11 protein-coding genes are annotated in these 11,137 nt (G+C 65.4%); 8 read left to right on the plus strand and 3 right to left on the minus strand.

The window, feature by feature from the left end; genetic code table 11:
* The first annotated feature begins 124 nt into the window (after positions 1–124).
* The 4 genes from ACK5IR_RS11000 (at position 125) to ACK5IR_RS11015 (ending at position 4,347) form a co-directional block, all read left to right on the plus strand.
* On the plus strand, positions 125–1,642 hold the full coding sequence (locus tag ACK5IR_RS11000) for a replicative DNA helicase (protein ID WP_416928819.1): 1,518 nt from the start codon (positions 125–127) through the stop codon (positions 1,640–1,642).
* Positions 1,643–1,766: 124 nt separating this feature from the next.
* On the plus strand, positions 1,767–2,816 hold the full coding sequence (gene alr / locus ACK5IR_RS11005; protein ID WP_416928821.1) for an alanine racemase: 1,050 nt from the start codon (positions 1,767–1,769) through the stop codon (positions 2,814–2,816).
* Positions 2,817–2,827: 11 nt separating this feature from the next.
* On the plus strand, positions 2,828–3,604 hold the full coding sequence (locus tag ACK5IR_RS11010) for an MlaE family ABC transporter permease (protein ID WP_416928837.1): 777 nt from the start codon (positions 2,828–2,830) through the stop codon (positions 3,602–3,604).
* Positions 3,601–4,347: an ABC transporter ATP-binding protein gene (locus tag ACK5IR_RS11015; RefSeq protein ID WP_416928823.1), complete on the plus strand. Its 747-nt coding sequence runs from the start codon at positions 3,601–3,603 to the stop codon at positions 4,345–4,347. The genes ACK5IR_RS11010 and ACK5IR_RS11015 overlap by 4 nt, the downstream gene beginning before the upstream one ends.
* Before the next feature lie 51 nt (positions 4,348–4,398).
* Here ACK5IR_RS11015 and ACK5IR_RS11020 read toward each other — a convergent pair whose 3' ends face one another.
* A complete protein-coding gene (locus ACK5IR_RS11020; protein WP_416928825.1) occupies positions 4,399–5,346 on the minus strand; it encodes a LysM peptidoglycan-binding domain-containing protein in 948 nt (315 codons plus the stop codon).
* A 376-nt stretch (positions 5,347–5,722) separates the two neighbouring features.
* Here ACK5IR_RS11020 and ACK5IR_RS11025 point away from each other — a divergent pair, with 376 nt between their 5' ends.
* Positions 5,723–6,277, plus strand: a complete 555-nt coding sequence (locus tag ACK5IR_RS11025) for a TIGR00730 family Rossman fold protein (RefSeq protein ID WP_416928827.1) — start codon at positions 5,723–5,725, stop codon at positions 6,275–6,277.
* 70 nt (positions 6,278–6,347) lie between these two features.
* Here the strand turns inward: ACK5IR_RS11025 and ACK5IR_RS11030 are convergent, their stop codons facing one another.
* Complete coding sequence (locus ACK5IR_RS11030; RefSeq protein WP_416928829.1) at positions 6,348–7,817, minus strand: acetyl-CoA hydrolase/transferase family protein; 1,470 nt, start codon at positions 7,815–7,817, stop codon at positions 6,348–6,350.
* A 722-nt stretch (positions 7,818–8,539) separates the two neighbouring features.
* Between ACK5IR_RS11030 and ACK5IR_RS11035 the strand changes: the two genes are divergently transcribed.
* From ACK5IR_RS11035 to ACK5IR_RS11045, 3 genes are all read left to right on the plus strand, one after another.
* Positions 8,540–8,830 carry a hypothetical protein gene (locus ACK5IR_RS11035; protein WP_416928831.1) on the plus strand — a complete coding sequence of 97 codons (291 nt, stop codon included), beginning with the start codon at positions 8,540–8,542 and terminating at the stop codon, positions 8,828–8,830.
* 31 nt (positions 8,831–8,861) lie between these two features.
* A complete protein-coding gene (locus ACK5IR_RS11040; RefSeq protein WP_416928839.1) occupies positions 8,862–9,290 on the plus strand; it encodes a phage protease in 429 nt (142 codons plus the stop codon).
* Between the two features lie 103 nt (positions 9,291–9,393).
* The gene (locus ACK5IR_RS11045; RefSeq protein ID WP_416928833.1) at positions 9,394–9,786 is read left to right on the plus strand and encodes a hypothetical protein; all 393 of its coding nucleotides are present in this window, start codon (positions 9,394–9,396) and stop codon (positions 9,784–9,786) included.
* A gap of 130 nt (positions 9,787–9,916) precedes the next feature.
* On the opposite strand, the gene pgi is transcribed toward ACK5IR_RS11045, so the two are convergent.
* On the minus strand, positions 9,917–11,137 hold a 1,221-nt coding region (gene pgi / locus ACK5IR_RS11050; RefSeq protein ID WP_416928835.1), incomplete at its 5' end, for a glucose-6-phosphate isomerase.

Raw genomic sequence — 11,137 nt, forward strand, 5'->3', positions numbered from 1 at the left:
GCGCCCTTTTCATACAAGATGAGGGTGGAGAAACCGCGCACAGGTTCTCCACAGGCTTATACATTTTGACTCCGGACGCTGCTGCTACCTAAACCCCGGGGAATAACACACGGGCAGTGAGGCGATGAACGAATTGACGTCCGTCACGGCGGTCAGAACGGAATCGGCAGAGCAGGCAAGAACGGGCAGCGCGGCGGTCGAGGCACTGCTGCCGCACAATATCGAGGCCGAGCAGCAACTGCTGGGCGCGATCCTGACGAACAACGACATATACGACAGGGTCGCGTCCATTATCGAGGCCGAGCATTTCTACGACCCGGTCCATGCCCGCATCTACGAGGTTGCCAGGGCGCGCATCGGCAAGAACCTTCAGGCGACACCGGTCACGCTGAAGGCGTTTCTCGACGACGACCCGGGGCTGAAGGAACTGGGCGGCCCGGCCTATCTGGCGCGACTGGCGGGCGGTGCGATTTCGAGCTTCGCGGCGCGCGACTATGCCCAGATCGTCTATGATCTGGCGATTCGGCGCGAGTTGATGGCGCTGGGGCGCGACATCACCGCCAAGGCGAGCAATGTCGATGTCGCCTCGGAACCCAAGGAACAGATCGTCGAGGCCGAACAGGCGCTTTACAAGCTCAGCGAGGCGGGGCGATCCGAAACGGGATTTCAGAGCTTTCTCAGCGCTGTAACAGACGCAGTTCAGGTGGCTCATGCCGCCTATCAGCGCGACGGCGAACTGGCGGGACTGGCGACCGGGCTGACCGATCTCGACCGCAAGCTCGGCGGCCTGCACCGGTCGGACCTGCTGATCCTTGCCGGGCGCCCGTCGATGGGCAAGACCTCGCTGGCCACCAACATCGCCTTCAACATCGCACGCGCCTACAGGCGCGGGCTACGCGCCGACGGCACCGAAGGCGCGGTGAACGGCGGGGTGGTGGGCTTCTACTCGCTGGAAATGTCGGCCGAACAGCTTGCCGCGCGCATCCTGTCCGAGGCCTCGCGCGTACCCAGCGAACGCATCCGGCGGGGCGAGCTTTCCGAGGCCGAATTCCGCAACTTCGTCGCTGCCGCCAAGGATCTGGAGGCCTGCCCGTTATACATCGACGATACGCCCGCCCTGCCGATCAGCCAGCTTGCCGCCCGCGCCCGCAGGCTGAAGCGCACGCACGGGCTGGACGCGCTGTTTGTCGACTACCTTCAGCTTGTCCGCCCGGCCACTGCCAGGGACAGCCGGGTCAACGAGGTGTCCGAGATCACCCAGGGGCTGAAAGCCATCGCCAAGGAACTGGACATTCCCGTTGTCGCGCTGTCGCAGCTTTCGCGCCAGGTCGAAAGCCGCGACGACAAGCGCCCGCAGCTTTCCGACCTGCGCGAATCCGGCTCGATCGAACAGGACGCCGACGTGGTGATGTTCGTCTACCGTGGCGAATACTACAAGGAACGCGAAAAGCCCGGCGACGACAAGCTCGAGGCGATGGCGCAATGGCAGGAGGAAATGGAACGCCTGCACGGCAAGGCCGAGGTCATCATCGGCAAGCAGCGCCACGGGCCGATCGGCTCGGTCGATCTGAGCTTCGAGGGGGAATTCACGCGGTTCGGCAACCTCGTGCAGCCCTGGCAGCAGACCGGCGACACCTACTGACACCCGGGCATTTGCATTGCCGCGCCGCCTGAACCTTTTGCGTCGCCTTCTTCACCCGTGGTCGCAGCGGGCGTCGGCGCCTTTGCCCTTGACCTCGCCGGCGGGCCTGTCAAGAACCGGTCCCATGGCATCAGGAATTCTCAGCATCGATCTCGACGCGCTGGTCGCCAACTGGCGGGCGCTCGACGCGAAAACCGGCTCCGGCACCGAAACCGGCGCCGTGGTCAAGGGCGATGGCTACGGGCTGGGCGCGGCGCGGGTGGCGCGGGCGCTGGCACGCGCCGGCGCGCGCCGCTTCTTCGTCGCGATGGCCGAGGAAGGCGCCGCCATCCGCGAAGCGCTCGGGCACGGCGTGGGCATCCACGTCTTCAGCGGCCACATGCCGGGCGACACAGACATGATCGGCGATCTGGATCTGATCCCGATGCTGAACTCCATCGACCAGCTTACCCGCCATTTCGAAGCGCTGCCCGGCACCCCCTATGGTATACAGCTTGACACCGGCATGAACCGGCTCGGGCTGGAACCGGTCGAATGGGCTGCCGTGCGCGGGCTGACCGAAGCGCATCCTCCGCAACTGATCATGAGCCATCTGGCCAGCGCCGACGAGCCCGGATCGGCGCAGAACGCCAGCCAGTTGCGCCAGTTCCGCGAGATGACCGACGGCACCGGCGTTCTGCGGTCGCTGTCGGCGACCGGCGGCATCCTGCTTGGCGCCGATTACCACTTTGAGGTGACACGCCCGGGCATCGGGCTCTATGGCGGCCTGCCCTTTACCGGCGCGCTGCCGGTTGCCAGCCTGACACTGCCTGTCGTCCAGACCCGGATCGTCGGCCCCGGCGAAACGGTCGGCTACAATGCAACGTGGACGGCCGAAACCGAAACGCGGATCGCCACGGTATCGGGCGGCTATGCCGACGGCCTGCTGCGCAGCCTGTCGAACCGGGGCACGCTGTTTGCCGGCGGCATTCCCTGCCCTATCGTCGGCCGCGTCTCGATGGATTTGATAACAGTCGATATCGGCGCGCTCGACCATGTGCCGGCCGGGCTCGATATCCTGTGCCCCGAACAGGGCGTCGATGCCCTGGCGCAGGCCGCCGGAACCATCGGCTACGAGATCCTGACCTCGCTCGGCGCCCGCTATCAGCGCAAATCCGTCGGGGGTCTGGGGTGAGCACCGCAACCCTGACCCGTCCGCTCGCGGCGGTCGGGCGGCCTGTGCTGCGCGGGCTGGCCGGCATCGGGCGGATGGTTCTCTATGCGCTTGCGGTAATCAGCCACGTCTTCCGCCCCCCCTATTACCCGCGCGAGTTTCTTCACGCCGTGATGACCATCGGCTGGTATTCCCTGCCGGTGGTGGGGTTGACGGCGCTTTTCACCGGCGGTGCGCTCGCGTTACAGATCTATTCGGGCGGCGCGCGGTTTTCGGCCGAATCCGTGGTGCCCTCGATCGTCGCCATCGGCATGGCGCGCGAGCTTGGCCCGGTTCTGGGCGGGCTGATGGTGGCGGCGCGCGTCGCCTCGTCCATCGCGGCCGAGATCGGCACGATGAAGGTGACCGAACAGATCGACGCGCTGGTCACGCTGTCGACCAATCCACTGAAATATCTGGCGGTTCCGCGCGTGCTGGCCGCCACGCTGACCGTGCCGGTACTGGTGGCGGTGGGCGATTCCATCGGCATCATGGGCGGCTGGCTGGTGGGGGTGAACCGGCTCGGCTTCAATTCCCACGTCTACCTGAAAAACACCGTCGATTTCCTTGAGTTTTCCGATGTCGCCTCGGGCGTCGCCAAGGGGGCTGTCTTCGGCTTCATCGTCGCGCTGATGGGCTGCTATTACGGCATGAATTCGGATCGCGGCGCCCAGGGGGTCGGCAAGGCGACCAAGCTGGCGGTGGTTGCCGCCTCGGTGCTGATCCTGGCCTCCAACTACATGCTCACGGAGTTCTTCTTCTCGGCATGATACGGCTCGACAACGTTCACAAGGCCTTTGGCGACAATCGGGTGCTGCGCGGCGTCACGCTCGAGGTGCCGACCGGCGAAAGCATGGTCATCATCGGCGGCTCGGGCACCGGCAAATCGGTGGCGCTGAAGTGCATCCTGGGGCTGGTGACGCCGGATGCCGGCACCATCACGCTCGACGGTCAGCCGCTGGATGACCGCAACCGCAGGGTATTTCTGCGGCGTTTCGGCATGCTCTTTCAGGGGGCAGCGCTGTTCGACAGCCTTACCGTCTGGCAGAACGTCGCTTTCCGGCTGCTGCGCGGCAGCCTCCGCCGCCCTCGCGCCGAGGCACGCGACATCGCCATCGAGAAGCTGCGCCGCGTCGGGCTCGGCCCCGAAACCGCCGAGCTTTTCCCCGCCGAGCTTTCAGGCGGCATGCAGAAGCGCGTCGGGCTGGCCCGTGCCATTGCCACCGATCCGCAGGTCATCTTCTTCGACGAGCCGACAACCGGGCTCGACCCGATCATGGCCGGCGTCATCAACGACCTGATCCGCGAAATCGTCGTCGAGATGGGCGCCACCGCCATCACCATCACCCACGACATGACATCGGTCCGCGCCATCGCCGACGACGTGGCCATGCTGTATGACGGGGTCATCAAGTGGTCCGGCCCGGTCGAAGAAATGGACGCCTGCACAGACCCTTACGTACAGCAGTTCATCCACGGACGCGCCACAGGGCCGATCACCACGCTGCGGTAGGCGGCGAATGGGCTGCACGCGGCCAAACTGCGGCGGCGGTTGCGGCGCGGCTCACTCGGTCACGGTCGCCGGCGCGCCCGGCAGGTCGAACACCTGCCCGGGATAGATCAGGTCCGGATCGTCGATCTGGGCACGGTTGGCCTCGAATATCTGCACATAGCGCATGCCACTGCCGTAGCGGTCCGATGCGATTCGCCACAGCGAATAGCCGGGCTGCACGGTGATGACCGAGGCGTGGATCTCGCCCGCGGCGCTGCCGGGCACGCGCCGCGCCAGTTCGGCCGGGCTCTCGCGCTTGAACGGGGTTGCGAACCGCGAAACCACCTGCCCGCCGGCGTTTCGCTGCTCGACCGAAATGCGGTAGAGACCCGGCTCCATCGGCGGCAGATCCGCCCGCCAGGTGCCGCGTTGCGTCACCGCGACGGGCCGCACCTCGGCGCGGTCGAGAAAAAGATGCACATCCGCCGCGCCGCCGCCGGCCGTCCGGCCTTCCAGCGTGATTTCCCCGCCGTCGCCATAGGTGATGAGGTCGATCGTCACCCGATCGCTTGGCGCACCCGGCAGCGCACCCGCAGGTTGCAGCAGCCCCACACCCGCCTCGCCGGCCAGCAACACCGCCGGCGCGCCCGACGCTGCGGCAGTATCCGTTTCGGCCGCCACAGCGCCATCGCCCGATGGCTGGGCACTTTCGCCCGGCGCCACCCCGCCCGCAGGGGCGGCGGAGAGCAACCCGGGCGGCGAGGCGAGAATCACGCTGTCGGGCGAACGCGATTCGACCCCGGCCGCGTCGCGGCTGCGCAGGATCACCACCCGGGCACCATCGCCGGACGGAATATCGAACAGCGCGGCGAACCCGCCGGTATCGTCGGCTGTCGCGTCGCCGCGCGCGATGCCGTCCACCTCGACCGTCACCCTCGCGCCCGGCGCGGCCCGCCCGGCAACCAGCGCCTGCCCTGACGGATCCACACGCACCACATCGAAAGAGGGGGCGATCGCCACTGTCCCGCCGTTTGCGGGATCCTGGCCGGGGGCGCCATCATCCGCGCTTTTCACAATCCGCGGCGGCGCTGGCACAGCCATATCGCCCCCTGCCGGTGTTTCGCCCGGCCCGCCGGTGGATGCGGGCGCGGCGCTTCGGGACGGCTCGGCTGGCACGGTCGGGTCCCGTACCGGCTCCCTGCCCCCCATCCACAGCCAGAGAGCAAGCAAAATGGCCACTATCGCGACCGCCGCAACCGACCGGTTGCGCCTGCCGGTTTCGCCCTCATCCGCCATCATCGGCCTCCGACCCACATCGCCCGCCCGCAGCGGGTTGAGTGACAATAGCAAGCCCGGTATCACGGGTCAAAATCATGTATCTCAAGGTCTTGCCGCAATGTCACATTCCCGTTCGATCTGCGTCTACTGCGGCTCCCGCGATGGCGCGCTGCCCGCCTATGCCGAAGCCGCCGAAGCGCTTGGCGCGGCGATCGCGGCCGAGGGCTGGCGGCTGGTTTACGGCGCCGGCGACATCGGCCTGATGGGCCGGGTCGCGCGCGCCGCGCAGGCCGGTGGCGGCCAGACCTTTGGCGTGATCCCGGTGCATCTGTTCGAGCGCGAGGTCGGCAAGCGCGACCTGTCGACCTTTGTCGTCACCGAAACGATGCACGAGCGCAAGAAGGTCATGTTCATGAACGCCGATGCGATCGTCGTCCTGCCGGGAGGCGCCGGCAGCCTCGACGAGTTTTTCGAGGTGCTGACCTGGGCGCAGCTCGGGCTTCACGCCAAACCGATCCTGCTGCTCGATATCGCCGGCTACTGGGCGCCGCTCGATGCCCTTCTGCACCATGTCGTCAAACAGGGTTTTGCTGAACCATCACTGCTGAACCTCGTCGCGCGCATCCCTGACGTTCCTGCCCTGACGGCCCGGCTGCGAAGCGAACTCGCCTAGCCCTGCCGCAGCAATCCTCCGAAGCGGGCGATGCCGCTTCGGAGCGTTCACCTGCCATCCTGAACGCCGGTCAGGGGCGCATCGAGCCGGTGTCGATGAACCGCTGGTGCCAGGACAGCGCCTCGCGCGGCAGCGACGGGGTCTGCTGGCCAAAGGCATCGCGCTTCGCCCGTTCGAAATAATCCTCGAGATAGGGGCGGTAATCGGGGTGGGCGCAGTTCTGGATGATCGCCTGAGCGCGTTTCTTCGGCGCAAGTCCGCGCAGATCGGCCAGGCCCTGTTCGGTCACCAGCACCTGCACGTCCTGCGTGATGTGATCGACGTGGCTGACCTGGGGAACGATGGTCGAGATATCGCCGCGCTTCGCCAGCGAGGGCGAAACGAAGATCGAGATATAGGCGTTGCGCGCGAAATCGCCCGAGCCGCCGATGCCGTTCTGGATGCGCGAGCCCATCACCAGCGACGAGTTCACGTTGCCGTAGATGTCGGCCTCGATCATGCCGTTCATCGAGATGCAGCCAAGGCGCCGGATCACCTCGGGGTGGTTCGAGATCTCGGTCGGGCGCAGGATGACCTTGCCATGATAGAATTCGATATTGTCGCGAAAGCGCTGCGCCGCCTCGGGGCTCAGCGAAAACGCGGTGGCCGAGGCCGAAACCAGCTTGCCCGAATCCAGAAGGTCGAGCATGCCGTCCTGCAACACCTCGGTATAGGCCTTCAGATCGTAGAACGGGGTGTTGCGCAACCCGTCGAGCACCGCATTGGCGACATTGCCCACCCCCGACTGCAACGGCAGCAGGCGGTTGGTCAGGCGGCCCATCTTTACCTCGTGTCCGAGGAAATCCATCAGATGCCCGGCAATGGTCCGCGAGGTATCGTCGATCGGCGAAAACGGCGCGTTGCGGTCCGGAAGATCGGTGACGACGATCGCGGCAACCTTGTGCGGATCGCAGCGGAAGGTGTGCTGGCCGATGCGGGCGTCGGCCTGAACCATCGGGATCGGCACGCGGTTCGGCGGCAGGGCCGTGCCGTAATAGATGTCGTGCATCCCCTCCAGCCGCTCGTCGTGCCAGTTGTTGACCTCGAGGATCACCTTCTCGGCCCGGTCGATCCATGTCTTGTTGTTCCCGACCGAGGTGGCCGGGATCAGCGAGCCATCCTCGCGGATACCCGTGACCTCGATCACCGCGGTGTGGAGCGGGCCGAAGAACCCTTCCCAGACCATCGGTGCGACATGGCTGAGGTGCATGTCGAGGTATTCCATCTCGCCACGGTTGATCTTTTCGCGCCCGACCGGATCGGAGTTGTATGGCAACCGGTATTCGATCGCGTTCGATCTGGACAGCGCACCATCCAGTTCGGGACCGGTCGACGCGCCGGTCCAGAGCTTGATCTTGAACTCATCGCCCGCGTCATGGGCCGCGTCGATATTGGCGGCCAGCGCCAGCGGAAGGGCCTTGGGATAGCCCGAGCCGGTGAAACCGCTCATGCCGACAGTATCACCCGACCTGATCAGCGACGCGGCATCTTCCGCGCTCATGACTTTCGAGCGTAAATAGGAATTCTTAATGCGATCAGTCGAGGTCACGGTGGGTCTCCATCTTATATCTCGAACCGTCTTCATGAACGGTTTCAATTACTTCGGCATTCGGAGCAACGGCAATGCGATCCGCCGTGATGGCGGAAGGTCCCGTTCCGGCACCGGCAGTCGGCCACGGCCGAATGTCACGCGGCACCGATATGCGCAAACGGAAACGACCTTCAATGTGACGAGATAGCATTGCTAACGCTAACGTGGACACATTGGCGGATCATCCCGCAACACGTTGAATATACTGAGAAATACCTGACCTGCACTGGATGCAACATACGCGCACCGACAGCATCTTCAAGGGCCCGTAACACCCATTTGTGAAGAGCGCCCCCCGAAACAGACGGGCGATCGTTACGGTTTTCAGTTGGTTTGACCCCCCTTTGAAAAAGAAGGTTTGTTTTCAGGTTGTTGTGGAGGGCAGATTTCAGTGGGTTTGATACCGCTGGGGTGGTTTGGGCTGTTTTGAGCGCTTGGGGCGGGATCGTACCGAAAAAGTTCAATGATTTCAATGGGCTTTTTGCGGAGGTGTGGGGGAATCTGCCCACACCCTACAGGTCTCCTCCGCTCATCAACTGTTTGAGTGGAAGCGCGAGCAAAGAGCCCTCATGGTATTCTTCCAAGCGTTTGAGGTCCCGTTCGCATGATGAATCCGGTGAAGCGATATCTTCGTGCAACGCAAGAGCAAAAGCTGTGGACAGATGAAGGCGTCGCAGGTTGAGGGGACGCGGCGGCTTTGCCGGTCTCTGGCGGAGTTTCCGGCCGGTGTGGCTGCCGGGCTTGAGCGGATCGGAGCGCTGATCGACCGCGGCGATCCAAGCGTCAGCGCGGAGATTTCCGCGCTGCTGGTCGAGTTGCTGGCGAATGCGCACCGGGTGTGCGTGATCGTCAACGTTCTGAAACCCATCATCGAAGCCGCCGTGATCTCCGATCCGGACGGAAGACCAGGGAGGCTGCAATGATGGTTGCGGAAATGATGCGCGGCCACCCGCACTGGCGCGGGTCGCCGAGGCCCTCGGCCTCGATGCCGGAGCAGGTGAAGTCACCATCCTCGCCGCGATCCACGACACCGCCATGCCCGACACGGCCCGCTTCATGCCGGCCGACAAGGTGGCCGAGTTGATGGCCGACCTGCGCGAAACCAAAACCCAGCTTCGGGAGTTGCAAACCGATATCCGGGTCGATGCCGCCATCGCCGGCGGACAGATGCCGCCCGCCATGCGCGATTGGGCCACCGCGCTCTGCATGGCCGACCCGGATGCCTTCGAAGTCTTCGCCGCCGAATCGAAGAAGAAATACGCCTATCTCTTCCGCAGCCCGATCACCGAGAAGCACCTGAAGCGTCTGGACCGCTTCGACGACACCGAGGAAGCCAGACTTGCCCGCCAGCTCGGCCTCGACCCCGCCCGGCTGCGCGACTGAACCGGGCAGGAAGCGCGTTTCTCCTGCGCGCGTCCCGCCCCGCCGGTGAGGCGCTGTCGTCCCCGCCTCACCGGCACCAGACGACCGACAAGGACTACTTCCAATGGCCAACGCGCCCGCCACCCTGATCGCCGACCTGCGCGCCCAACTTGCGGCGGCAACCGACCTTGCGAGCAAAACCCAAGCCGCCCTGACCCGCGCTGAACGGACCCTTTCAACCATCGTTCAAAGCGGCATTGAAACCTTCGCCCAAAGCCTCCCCGACTGCGCCTTGCCATACGACCCCCACCGCGCAGCCCACCGCGCCGGCATCCGCCCGAAAATCGTCTCCGACCCCGAGCTTCAAGCCTTCATCGCCGCCCGCATCACCCGAATGACCTTCCAGAAACTCGCCGACGAAGTTGCCCAGCACTTCCCGAAAGACCGCCGCGTCGGCAAATCCGCAATCCACGACTGGTGGCACAAGCACGGGAAAAAGGCGTACCGTCCCGGATAGGCTGCGGACTGCCCGGCTCTTCCGATATCAAAACCCCAAGTAGCCGGGGGTACAAAACAACTGAAAGCACACACCGGGCGGACGGTGACGGCGCCCTTCGGGATGACAGGGCGCCGCGGGTTTCGCCAGGCTATGCGCGCGCGCGATAGTATCCGACAAGGCGGGCGGTCGAGCCGTCCTTGCCGTCGGTACCCTGATCGCCTGCCAGTACCGGCTCCAGTGCCTTGGCAAGCTCCTTGCCCAGCTCCACCCCCCACTGATCGAACGAGTTGATGCCGAGGATCACGCCCTCGACAAAGACCCGATGCTCGTAGAGCGCCACGATCTGGCCCAGCACCTCGGGCGTCAGCAGCGGGTAGGCGAGCGTGGTCGAGGGGCGGTTGCCGGGGAAGACCCGGTGGCGCGCCTGCCGCTCAAGCTCCGCGCCGGTCAACCCCCTGGCCGCCATGATCGCGGTCGCCTCGGACAGCGAGCGGCCGCGCAGCAGCGCCTCGGACTGGGCGAGGCAGTTGGCCACCAGCAGGCGGTGCATGTAGGACAGGTCCTTCTCGTGCCCCTCGGCGCCGAACATGAACTCGCAGGGTACGACACCGGTGCCCTGATGGATAAGCTGATAAAAGGCATGCTGGCCGTTGGTGCCCGGCTCGCCCCAGACGACGGGGCCGGACATCACTTCCAGATCGGCGCCGTCCATCGAGACGCGCTTGCCGTTGCTCTCCATCTCGAGTTGCTGGAGATAGGCCGGCAGCCGGATCAGCCGCTGCTCGTAGGGCAGCACGGCACGGGTCGGATAGCCGCAGACCTGATGATGCCAGATGCCCACCAGCGCCAGCAATACCGGCAGGTTCTCGCGCAATCCGGCGGCCCGGAAATGGCGATCCATCGCTTCGCCGCCGCGCAGGAAGGCGCGGAAGGCCGGCCCGCCGACCGCGATCATCACCGAAAGCCCGATCGGCCCCCACATCGAATAGCGCCCGCCGACCCAGTCGGCGAAACCGAAGACGCGCGAGGCGTCGATACCGAAGGCCGCCGTCAGGTCGAGGTTCGACGACAGCGCGGCGAACTGGCCGGCCGGATTGCCGACCTTTCCCTCCATCCTTTCCCGGGCGACCCGCGCGTTGGTCATGGTCTCGATGGTGGTGAAGGTCTTGGAGGCGACAATCACCAGCGTCGTGCGCGGATCGAGCGGCCCCAGCACATCGGATATGTTCGCGCTGTCGACGTTCGAGACGAAATGGCAGCGCGGCCCGTCGTGATAGGGCGCAAGCGCCAGCGTCGCCATGGCGGGGCCGAGGTCGGACCCGCCGATCCCGATGTTGACCACATCGGTAATATTGCCCCCCTCGCCGCG

This window comes from Tropicimonas sp., from assembly GCF_047971885.1.
Lineage (GTDB): Bacteria > Pseudomonadota > Alphaproteobacteria > Rhodobacterales > Rhodobacteraceae > Tropicimonas.

Bases quoted from the DNA above. Each gene is read 5' to 3' on its own strand.
- ACK5IR_RS11000 (WP_416928819.1), top strand. From the start codon at position 125: ATGAACGAATTGACGTCCGTCACGGCGGTCAGAACGGAATCGGCAGAG.
- alr (WP_416928821.1), top strand. From the start codon at position 1,767: ATGGCATCAGGAATTCTCAGCATCGATCTCGACGCGCTGGTCGCCAAC.
- ACK5IR_RS11015 (WP_416928823.1), top strand. From the start codon at position 3,601: ATGATACGGCTCGACAACGTTCACAAGGCCTTTGGCGACAATCGGGTG.
- ACK5IR_RS11025 (WP_416928827.1), top strand. From the start codon at position 5,723: ATGTCACATTCCCGTTCGATCTGCGTCTACTGCGGCTCCCGCGATGGC.
- ACK5IR_RS11045 (WP_416928833.1), top strand. From the start codon at position 9,394: ATGGCCAACGCGCCCGCCACCCTGATCGCCGACCTGCGCGCCCAACTT.
- ACK5IR_RS11030 (WP_416928829.1), bottom strand. From the start codon at position 7,817: ATGAGCGCGGAAGATGCCGCGTCGCTGATCAGGTCGGGTGATACTGTC.